Raw genomic sequence first — 9,654 nt, forward strand, 5'->3', positions numbered from 1 at the left:
CACCACACCCCCGGGAGACCCGAAATGACCGTCCGACTCGCCCATCTGGCAGGCCGACTGCTGCGGCCCGTCCTGCTGCCCGTGCAGTTCGCCCTGCTGCTGTTCACCCTCCGGCTCGGCCGGCTGCGCGCCGCCCGCGCGCGCGGCGACCGCGGCGCCATCAGCATCGAACTCGCGCTCGCCATCATCGCGCTGGTGTTCGTCGCCGGTGCCGTCGCGACCGCGCTGTACCTGCTGAAGGACAAGGTCGTGACCAAGGTCGAGCAGGACCCGAACCTGCCGGGCGGCGCGGGCGGCGCCACCAAGTGACGTACCGACCTCGCCGCCGGGGCGACCGGGGGTCGATGAGCGTGAGCCTCGCCATCGTCTTCCCGGTCGTCCTGGTGCTCCTGATGCTCGTCGTCCAGGCCGCGCTGATCTGGTACGACCGGCAGCTCGCGCTCACCGCCGCCCGCGAGGGCGTGGACGCCGGGCGGATCCAGGGCACCGGGGCGGACGAGGTGAAGGACGACTCGGCCCGGCGGCAGGCCCGGGACTTCCTGGACCGGCAGGGCGTGCACGAGTACACGGTGACGACCGACGGCAGCACGGCCGGACTGGTCCGGGTCACCGTCTCGGTGCGGCCGCCACTGCTGATCCCGGGCCTGTCCGCGCCGGCCGTCACCCAGTTCGCCGAGGCGCCGCGCGAGCGCTTCGTGCCGCCGCCGGGGGTGAAGCCGTGAGGCGGCGGCCCGCCGCGGCGGGCGGGGGCGCGGTGCGGCCGGGCCGGCGGGGGCGGTTCGCACCGCGCCGCCGGGACGGCGGCGGGATCGCGATCGAGGCGGCGATCGTCGTGCCGGCGGTGGTCGGGCTGGTCCTGGTCGCCATCGCGGCCGGGCGGGTGCAGACCACCGCCGGCACGGTCGAGGCGGCGGCCCGCGCCGCCGCCCGCACCGCCTCGCTGCAGCGCAGCGTGGACGGCATGACCCAGCCGGCCCGGGAGTCGGCGCTCGACACGCTGCGCCAGCAGGGCGTGTCCTGCCGCGGCTCCGACGTCCGCGTCGTCCCGGGCCAACTGGACCTGCCCGGCGGCACCGTGGCCACCGTCAGGGTGACGGTGGTGTGCGACGTCGAGCTCGCCGACCTGATCGGCGGACCGTCCGGGGTGCCCGTGACCAAGCACCTCGTCGGCGAGTTCACCTCGGTGGTGGACCGCTACCGGGGCACCTGACCGGCGGATGGCGGCACGGGACGCGGCAGGGGCCGCCACGGGGGGCGTGGTGCGGCGGGTGACGGGGGACGCGGTGCGGCCCGCGGTGTCGGACGCGGTCAGGCCCGCGGTGTCCGAAGCGGTTCGGCCCGCGGCCGGGGGCGCGGTGCGGCCCGCGCCGCCGGACGAGGTACGGGTGGTGACGGGGACGCGGTACGGCCCGGGGATTGGGACGGCCCGCGCGGGGGAAACGCAAGCGGAGAGCGCTCGGGGGATGACGCAACGGGACCGGGCGGCGCCCGGTGGGGGCCGGTGGGGAGAACAGGGTGCGGAAGGGGCAGGGGGGATGAGGATGCCCGTCAGGGCGCGGCGCCGCCGCCGGTCGGACCGGGGGGCGGTCGCCCTCTTCGTGGCGATCTGCGCGGCCTACGTCGTGCTCGTCATCGCCCTGGTGATCGACGCCGGCGGCCGACTGCGGGTCGCCGAACGCACCGACGCCTACGCCCAGGAGGCCGCACGGGTCGGCGGACAGCAGCTCGACCAGGCCGCCGTCCTGCAGGGCAAGGGATTCAAGGTCCGGCAGGACTACGTGCGGCAGGCCGCCGACGCCTACCTCGTCCTCTACGGCCTGCGGGTCGGCGAGGTCGAGTTCTCCGGCGACGGCAAGGTCGTCACCGTCACCGTGCAGGCCGACTACCGGCCCGTCCTGCTGGGCGCGTTGGGGGAGCGGAAGGTAACGGGCAAGGGCAGTGCGACCCTCGTCCACGGAGTCGAGAAAGCGGAGACCGACTGATGGCCGCGCCACGTGCCAAGGACCAGGCCCGAACCGCCCCAGGCCGGGCCCCGAGCGGACACCGGGCCGCCCGCGGGCCCGCCGCGCCGGCGCCCCGCCCGCCGCGCGGCCGGGGCCGCGCCGCAGCCCTGATCACCGCGCTCGCCGCGCTGGTCACCCTGCTCGCCCTGCTGGTCGGCGTGCCCACGCTGCTGCTGTACGGCACCCGCGCGGTCGCCGCGATGGGCGAGGTGGCGCCGGACGGCGTCGGTGAGGCGCTCACCGGGCCGGACGACGGGCGGCTGTTCCTGTGGCTGCTGGTGGTGGTCGGCTGGCTGGCCTGGGGCTGCTTCGCGCTCTCCGTCCTGCTGGAGGTCCCGGCCCAGCTGCGCGGCCGGATCGCCCGCCGCATCCCCGCCTTCGGCTGGAGCCAGCGGCTGGCCGCCGGCCTGGTCGGCTCGGTGCTCGCCCTGGTGCCGGTCGCCGGCTCGGCCTTCGCGGCCGTGCCCGCCCACACCGCCAGTGCGCCGGCCCAGGTGACGGCCGGCGTGCAGCGCGCCGCCCTCACCGCCGCCCAGGCCGCACCCGCCCTGGCCCCCGCCGCCGAGCAGCACGCCGGCTACACCGTGCGCGACAGCCGGCCCGCGGACAGCCTGTGGTCCATCGCCGAGCGTCAACTGGGCTCCGGCGAACGGTGGACGGAGATCGCCAAGCTCAACGACGGCAGGGTGATGGACGATTCGGGCACCCGCTTCGACGCCGACCGGCCGATCCAGCCCGGCTGGCAGCTGCTGATGCCGGCGGACGCCAAGGCCGACGACGCGGCGACCCCGGCACCCGCACCCGCCGACACGCCCGCGCCGGGCGGGGCCGACGGCTCCGCGCGGGCCCCGCAGTCCGGGACGGAGCCGGCTCCGGCCGGGCACGGCACGGTGACCGTACGGTCCGGCGACAGCCTCTCCGCCATCGCCCAGCGCGAGTTGGGGGACGCCGAGGCGTGGCCGAAGCTGTTCGAGGCGAACAAGGGGGCGCAGGCCCCCGACGGGGAGCGGCTCACCGACCCCGACGTGGTGGTGCCGGGGATGGTCCTCACCGTGCCGGGGGCCGCCGCACCCGCACCCGCACCCGCACCCGCCCCTTCGCCGGAGCCGGCTCCCGCGCCGCAGCCGGCACCGCCCGCCGACCACGCCCCCGCCGACCACGCGCCCGCGACCCCGGCACCGACCCCGGCCCCGACGCAGGGCGCGCCCGCCCGGTCCGCGCCGGCCACCCCGGCGCCCGCGCCCACCCACGCGCCGGCCCCCGCCGCCCACGCCGAACCGGCCCCCAGTGACGACTACCGGGTGGCCCTCACCGCCTCCACCGTCGGCGTGCTGCTCGCCGCCATCATGATCGGCACCGTCGCCCACAAGCGCGGCACCCAGCAGCGAGCCCGCCGGCCCCGGCACCGCATCACCATGCCGGACGCCGAGGCCGCCGCCTTCGAGAACGAGCTCAGGGCCCGGCAGGACGACGCCGGCCTCGACCTCCTCGACCGCGCCCTGCGCACCATGGCCCGGCACACCGTGCGCGGCGGCAAGCGGCTGCCCGCCATCGTCGCCGCCCGCATCACCCCCGGCCACACCATCGAACTGCACCTGTCCGGCCCGGCCACCCCGATCACGCCGTTCCGCGCCGCGCACGCGGCCAACGTCTGGTGGTGCGGCCCCGACTCCGGGGACCTGCTCAGCGCCGCCCAGGCCCGCAAGACCGCCGCGCCCTACCCCGCCCTGGTCACCCTCGGCACCTCGCCGGACGGTTCCGTCGTGCTCGCCGACCTCGAGGCCGTCCGGCTGCTCCACCTCTCCGGACACCCCGACGACGCCCGCGACGTGCTGCGCACCCTCGCCGTCGAACTCGCCCACAGCCCGCTCGCCGACCGGCTCCACCTGCACCTCGTCGACCTCGCCGAGGAGATCCCGATCAGCGGTCCGGCCGCCGAACGCGTCCACCGCCACCCCACCCTGGAGGCCGCGCTGGCCGCCCTCGGCCCGCGCACCGCCAAGGCCCGCGCCACCCTGGTCGCCGCCGAGGCCGCCAGCCCGCGCGACGCCCGCAGCCGGGGCCAGGCCGACGAGTCCTGGACCCCGGAGATCGTGCTCTGCGCCCAGCAGCCCGGCGGCGGTGTCCCCGCCGAACTGGGCCGGCTGCTCGACGCCCGCCCGCGCACCTGCGTCGCCGTCATCACCCGCGCCCCCGAGCGCGGCACCGGCCCCGTCGCCCGTTGGACCCTGCCGACCACCGGCCAGGCCGCCATCCCCGGGCTGCACCTGACGGTCGAGCTCCAGCGGCTCGACGACCGGCAGTACGACCAGGTCGCCGAACTGCTGCGGGCCGCCGACGACACCACCCAGCACCCCGCCCCGGCCTGGACCCTGGACGGTCCGGGCTTCGACCCCGACGCCGACGACGCGGACACGGCCGAACTGCCCGCCGCCGTCCCCGTCCTGGCCGCCGTCGGCGCTCCGGCGGCCGGCACCGGGGGCGGCACGGACACGGCCGCCGGCCCGCGGCTGCTGGCCCGGGTCATCGGCACCGGCGCCAGCCCCTTCGCGGGCACCGACCCGGCCACGCCCGTCCCGCCGGCCCCGGCGGGGCCGCTTCCCCCGGCCGTCCCGGTGCTCCCGTCCGGAGTGGCTTCCCCGGTGGTCCCGGTGCCCTCGTCCGGAGCGGTTCCCCCGCCCGGAGCGGGGAGGCACGTGGTCAACGGGCAGGGGCGGCAGGCCGCGGCGGTGGAGGGCGGGAGCGCGTCGGACCCGGTCGCGGCCGCCGGACCCGCCGCCGGCAGCGGCGCGGACGGCGATCCCGCGCCCGGGTCGGCGGCCGAGCCGGCCACCGACGAGACCACCCGGGACCTGCGCCGACCGGAGGCCGTGGAGGGCACCTCGACGGCCGTCCTGCCGGTCCAGCCGGTCCGGCCGGTGGTGCCCGCGCAGCCGTCCGGTCCTGCCCAGCCCTCCGGTCCTGCGCAGCCGTTCGGTCCCGCGGCGCCCGGTGAGCCCGGCGGATCGCAGCCGGGCGCCGAGCCAACCCCGAACCACCAGCCCGTGCCCGCGCCCACCGGCACCGACCCGCGGATCCCGGACCGCCCCGAGCCCGGCACCGGGACCGGGACGCTCGAGGCCGTCGGGCCCGAGCCCACCGGGCCCGAGCCCACCGCGGACGGGGCGGCTCACGAGCCCGGCCCCGCCGCCGTCGCCCCGGTCGCGCAGACCACCCCCGGGCGCAGCGACAGCGACGACCTGCTCGCCATCCTCCGCTCCCCGGAGGCGCACGCCACCCGCAACGCCCCCCGGATCCGGCTGCTCGGACCGGTCGACGTCGCCGGTGTCCTCGGCACCGCCGAACCCGGCGCCCTGCCGCGGCTCACCGAACTCGCCGTCTACCTCGCGCTGCGTCCCGGTGCCGACCACCACGCGCTGGACCACGACCTCCACCCGGGCGCCGCCCACCTCGACCCGCACCCCACCGCGGCCGACACCGGGAGCCCGCTGCCCGGCAAACTCGCCGACCTGGCCGCCTGGTTCGGCAGCTCGCCCGAGGGGCGCACCTTCCTGGCCACCGACACCACCGAGGGCTACACCTTCGCCCCGGCCGTCACCTGCGACTGGGACGAGTTCCGCAGCCTCTACCGGCGCGGCATGCGCAGCACCAGCGCCACCGCCGACGCCGCCCTCGCCCACGCCCTGGCCCTGGTCCGCGGCGCCCCGTTCGCCGAGGCGCCCCCCGCCTCCTACGGCTGGGCCGAGGCCGAACGCCAGGACATGATCGCCGCCATCGTCGACACCGCCCACGAACTGGCCGCCCGCCGCCTGCAGTACGGCGACCACCGCAGCGCCGAGGCCGCCGTCTTCCGCGGCCTCGCCGTCGCCCCGGACGTCGAACTCCTGCACCGGGACCTCTTCTACGCCTACGCCTCGGCCGGCGCCCGCGACCAGCTCCTGCGCGCCGTCAACCGCCTCGACGCCCTGAGCCGCCGCACCGGCCGCGACCTCGACGCCGACACCGTCGCCCTGCTGCGCGACCTCCTGGCCGGCTCCTGACCCCACGACCCGTCCCGCCTGCTCCCGCTGCCCGGTCGCCCCCCAGGGCGCCGGGCAGCGCCGTGCCCGGGCATGATTTGTGGGGGCAGCACGGTGCCCCGGGGAAGAGGAGCGCAGCCATGACGGAGGAAGCGGATCGGCCGCTCGGTGAACTCCGCCCCGGTGAACGGGTCCGGGTGACGGTCGTCCGCCACCACCCGTGGGGCTTCTCGGCGCGGATCCACGGTTACGAGCCGGTCGGAGCGTCACTGGACCTCATCCGCCGCGGCGGCGAACCCGGGGTGCGCCGTCTCGTGCGGGACCTCCCGGAGGTCGGGAGCTGCGTCGACCTGGTCGTCGGTGAGGTCCGCTCCTGGCACCACGCCCCCTGGATCTGGGTGGACCTCACCGGCCCCGACCGCTGAAGGAGGACCAGGAGGACGGCAGGGTCCGCGGGGCCCGGGAGGCACGGGAGGCCTGCGAGGCTCACGAGCCGCCGTCAACCGGCCCGCAGCCAGGCACTCAGGACGGTGAAGTCGGCGGCGGTGAGCCCCCGTTGGGGGTCGACGCGGTGGAGCAGGGTGCGGGCGGGGGAGTGGGCGGCGACCCAGTGACGGTCCGTCGCGGTGATCTCGTCGTCGACCCAGGCGAAGGGGCGGCCGGCGGCCCGGGCGAGCAGCGTTCGGGTCTTCCAGTGCAGGCCGGGCGGCCCGGCCGGCTCGTCGTCGTCCGTGTCCGGCCAGTCCACCCAGGGGAGTCGGGGGAGGCCGAGCCAGGGCGAGAGGCAGTCGTTGGCGTCGGACCTCCAGGTCGTGGCCCAGACCAGCTCGCAGGGAAGGTCGAGCAGGAGCGGCCCCAGCGCCGGATCCGCCCGGGCCAGCAGCGGGTTGGCGTCCGGGGCGGGAGTGGCGGCGGTGTACGGGCTGCGGTAGGTGCGGTGGCCGCCCGGCGGGGGCGGCCCGAACGGAACGAGGGGTCCGTCGACGTCGAGGAAGAGCAGCGGGAGGAGCGTGGGAACGCCGGAGTCGACCACGAGGGCACCATAACGGGCCGGGCGGGGCGGGATCGGAGACCCGGCCTGGATCGGGTACGCCGGGATCTCGTAGGGTGGCGCGCACGGGAGTGGTGGCAGTCACCACGCAGCAAGGGCATCAGACGCCGCTGGGCGGCGGGGCGGGGCGGTGACCAGAAGATGGCGGCGGAGACGACAGCTGTCCCAGGAGGTCCCGACCCGACGGCGGACCCGGGCCCCTGGGACGCCGTACCGCCGTCCGCCCGCGTCCCCGCCGAGGAGCACCCGCCGGGGCCCGCCGCGCTCTACGAGCCGCCTCCGGTGCCGTCGGCCCCGCCGGCCCTGCCGGCCGTCGCGCCGCAGCCCGGGGCGCCTTCGGCACCGGCGCCCGCCCTGCCGCCGACCGCGCCGACCGGATGGACCGTCACCGGCATGCCCGCGGTGGGCGCGCCGCCGTCCACGGCCACGCCGCTGCCCTTCCCCGTCCCGGGGGCCGGGGCGGTGGGCGCGTTCGGGGCGGCGCCCCGCGGGCGGATCCTGGTCATCGAGGGCGGCTACGGCAACTCCGGCCGCCGCACCTGGGGCCGCGGCGGGCCCGCACAGGCGCCGGTGCTGTCCGCGATGCTTGCCGCCGTGTCCCCGCAGGTGCTGCTCGCCGCGGACGCGGTGGACGCCGTCCACCTGCCCGGCGCCGGCGACCCGCACACCGTCCTGGCCCACCTGCGCGCCGCCTCCCGCCACCCGGGGCCGCTGCTCGTCCACCTGGGCGGGCACATCGTCGCCGACAAGCGCGGCGGCCAGCTCCAGCTCACCCTGCGCGACGCCAAGCAGGACGGGCTGCCCTGGCAGGCCGTCGCGGCCGAGCTGAGCCACCGTCCGGCCGAGTGGCAGACACTGGTCATCGCCGACCTGAGCGCCGACCAGAACGCCTGGCCCTACCTCCAGGGCACCGTCTCGCCGCTCAGCGAGGGCATCCCGCTCTGGGCCGTCGTCAGCCCGGACCCGGAGCAGATCGGCACCTTCACCCGCGCCCTCATCGAAGCCCTGCACGGCGGCCGCCCCGGCGCGGGCGACGTCCTCGCGCCCGAGCAACTGCGGCAGCAGGTGTACTCGGTGCTGCGCCCGGACGTGGTCATCCTGGCCACCCACGCCCCGGACCGTCCCGTCTTCCGCAACACCGCCCGGCGGGGCGACGGCCCGGCGGGCGACGTCCTCGCGCCGGTGGTCGCGGTACCGGTGGATCCGGTGCCGGCCGGCGCCGCGCTCACCGACGCCCTGCCGGCCGATGCTCCGGCCGTCGCGCCGGTGCCGCGGCCGGTGCGTCAGGACGGGCCGCTGGACGCCGTCGCCGGGCTGCCGGGGTCGGTCCCGGCCCCGGGTTCCGTCCCGGCCCAGGTGCCCGCCGAGGCGTCCGCCCAGGCACCGTCCGCCCAGGCACCGTCCGACGCGCCGGTGACGGCCCCGGTGGTTACGGGCGGCATGGTGGACCTGGTCAAGCCCGGTGTGCCGCCGACCCCGCCCCGGCCGGCCCGCCCGGTCAGCCTGCGCAAGGGCGAGCCCGCCGGATCCTCGGGCGTGGTCCTGCGCAAGCCCGCCCCGGTGGACGCCGTGCCCGAGGGCGCGGTGCCCGAGGACGCGGCGGCGGCGGGCGTGTCGCTGGCCAAGCCCCGGCCGCAGGCGGAGCCGGCCGTGGCGGCCGAGCACCCGCCCGTCGACGCCACCACGCAGCCCCGGGACGCCGTCCCGGTCGACACCCCGCCCGCCGTCGCGGCACCGCTGGAAGCCACCCCGACGGACGAGGTGCCGGCGGACCGCGCTCCGGCGGACGAGGTATCAACGGATGAGGCCCTGACGGACAGTGCTCCGGCGGACGAGGCGGCGTCAGCGGACGAGGTGCCGGTGGAGGACCGTGCGCCGGAGGAGCCGGCTCCGACCGACAGCGGTCCGGCTCAGGCGGACGGGACACCGGCGGACGCGCTTGCGGTGGACTCGGCGCCGGCGGACGACGCGCCGACGGACCAGGCACCCGCCGCCGAGGTACTCCCGGCCGACGCGCCGACGGACCAGGCACCCGCCGAGGCTCCGGCGGCCGTAGAGGCCCCGCTCGCCGAGGCTCCGGCGGCGGGCCCCCCGCGCGCCGACTACCGCGAGGTGATCGGCCGGATCGTCCGCAGTGCCGACGCAGGGGAGCACGCGGCCGCCACCGACCTCGCCTTCGCGCTCGAACTGGAGGCGATCGCCGAGCACGGTGCCGTCTCCGAGCCGGTCCTGCAGGTCCGTCAGGTCCGGGCGCACGTGTGCCGCCTCGCGGGCAGGCCCGCCGAGGCCGCGGACATCTACCGGGAGGTGGCGCTGACGCTGCTCCGCTCGCAGGGGCCGGACCACCCGGAGACGCAGCAGGCGGCGACCAACGCCGAGGCGTGCTGGCGGTCCGTCCAGGACCGGGCGGTGGCGCTGCGGATCGCGCCGGAGATCATCGAGCTCCGGGCGTATCTGCCGGGGCCGGACGGTCGCAAGCTCCGCGCGGCCGAGCGCTACCTCGCCCAGCTGGCCGCTGCGGCCCCGGCGCCCGCCGGAGCCGCAGCGGCCGAGCACGCCTGAAGCCGGTGGGGCGCCGCAC

Annotated in this window: 8 protein-coding genes; 7 read left to right on the plus strand and 1 reads right to left on the minus strand. The window is 78.0% G+C overall.

Going from position 1 to position 9,654, the window contains the following annotated elements; translation table 11 throughout:
• The first annotated feature begins 24 nt into the window (after positions 1-24).
• The 6 genes from AB0N04_RS01885 to AB0N04_RS01910 all read left to right on the plus strand — a co-directional run bounded on the left by AB0N04_RS01885 (position 25) and on the right by AB0N04_RS01910 (position 6,447).
• A complete protein-coding gene (locus AB0N04_RS01885) occupies positions 25-309 on the plus strand; it encodes a hypothetical protein (RefSeq protein ID WP_360219835.1) in 285 nt (94 codons plus the stop codon).
• A 35-nt stretch (positions 310-344) separates the two neighbouring features.
• Positions 345-722 (plus strand): TadE/TadG family type IV pilus assembly protein, encoded by a 378-nt coding sequence (locus AB0N04_RS01890; protein WP_360219832.1) that lies wholly within the window; start codon positions 345-347, stop codon positions 720-722.
• Positions 719-1,210, plus strand: coding sequence for a TadE/TadG family type IV pilus assembly protein (locus AB0N04_RS01895; RefSeq protein WP_360219829.1), 492 nt, complete (start codon positions 719-721; stop codon positions 1,208-1,210). Before AB0N04_RS01890 ends, AB0N04_RS01895 begins: the two co-directional genes overlap by 4 nt.
• A 325-nt stretch (positions 1,211-1,535) precedes the next feature.
• Entirely contained in the window at positions 1,536-1,982 is a 447-nt protein-coding gene (locus AB0N04_RS01900) for a hypothetical protein (RefSeq protein WP_360219826.1), read from the plus strand.
• Entirely contained in the window at positions 1,982-6,043 is a 4,062-nt protein-coding gene (locus AB0N04_RS01905) for a LysM peptidoglycan-binding domain-containing protein (protein ID WP_360219823.1), read from the plus strand. Before AB0N04_RS01900 ends, AB0N04_RS01905 begins: the two co-directional genes overlap by 1 nt.
• A gap of 119 nt (positions 6,044-6,162) precedes the next feature.
• A complete protein-coding gene (locus AB0N04_RS01910; protein ID WP_360219820.1) occupies positions 6,163-6,447 on the plus strand; it encodes a hypothetical protein in 285 nt (94 codons plus the stop codon).
• A 74-nt stretch (positions 6,448-6,521) separates the two neighbouring features.
• Here the strand turns inward: AB0N04_RS01910 and AB0N04_RS01915 are convergent, their stop codons facing one another.
• Positions 6,522-7,055 carry an HAD domain-containing protein gene (locus AB0N04_RS01915; RefSeq protein WP_360219817.1) on the minus strand — a complete coding sequence of 178 codons (534 nt, stop codon included), beginning with the start codon at positions 7,053-7,055 and terminating at the stop codon, positions 6,522-6,524.
• A 411-nt stretch (positions 7,056-7,466) separates the two neighbouring features.
• On the opposite strand from AB0N04_RS01915, the gene AB0N04_RS01920 reads away from it, so the two are divergent.
• A complete protein-coding gene (locus AB0N04_RS01920) occupies positions 7,467-9,635 on the plus strand; it encodes a hypothetical protein (RefSeq protein WP_363362988.1) in 2,169 nt (722 codons plus the stop codon).
• Positions 9,636-9,654 lie beyond the last annotated feature (19 nt).

The sequence above is a fragment of the Kitasatospora sp. NPDC051702 genome (assembly GCF_040681575.1).
In the GTDB taxonomy this organism is placed as follows: domain Bacteria; phylum Actinomycetota; class Actinomycetes; order Streptomycetales; family Streptomycetaceae; genus Kitasatospora.